Raw genomic sequence first — 515 nt, 5'->3', positions numbered from 1 at the left:
GCCCCGGGTTTGCTGGAGGCTCGGTTAGTTGGTTCCAGCGATTGCTGGGACCGGGTTCTCACGGTAGCTGGTGGCTGTGTGGGTCGCCCAGTAGGCGGCCTCGTACTCGACGGGCGGGACGTGTCCGATCTCGCCGTGCAGGCGTCGGTGGTTGAACCATTCGATGTATTCGGCGACCGCGATTTCGACCTCGCCGACACCGCCCCAGCCACCACGCGGGCGCATCACTGGGTTACGAATGCACTCGGCTTTGAATAGCGAGTTGAATGCCTCGGCCATCGCATTATCGTACGAATCACCCTTGGAGCCAACAGAAGTCACCGCTTCGGCCTCGGCGAGACGTTCGGTGTAGCGGATGGCTCGATACTGCACTCCGCGGTCGGAGTGGTGGATCAGCCCGGCCACATCCCGGCCGGCCCGCGAGCGCGCCCACAACCCCATGTCCAGGGCATCGAGCGCGAGGCCGGTATGCATGGTCGTGGACACCTGCCAGCCGACGACCATGCGGGAGAACA

General features: G+C 64.5%; 1 protein-coding gene. It reads right to left on the bottom strand.

The window, feature by feature from the left end:
* Nucleotides 1-24: 24 nt before the first annotated feature.
* On the bottom strand, nt 25-515 hold a 491-nt coding region (locus tag GOSPT_RS01675; RefSeq protein ID WP_005202193.1), incomplete at its 5' end, for an IS3 family transposase.

Origin of the sequence: Gordonia sputi NBRC 100414 (genome assembly GCF_000248055.1) — a bacterium.
GTDB classification, from domain to species: Bacteria; Actinomycetota; Actinomycetes; order Mycobacteriales; family Mycobacteriaceae; genus Gordonia; species Gordonia sputi.
This window is presented reverse-complemented; position numbering and strand designations above follow the sequence as displayed.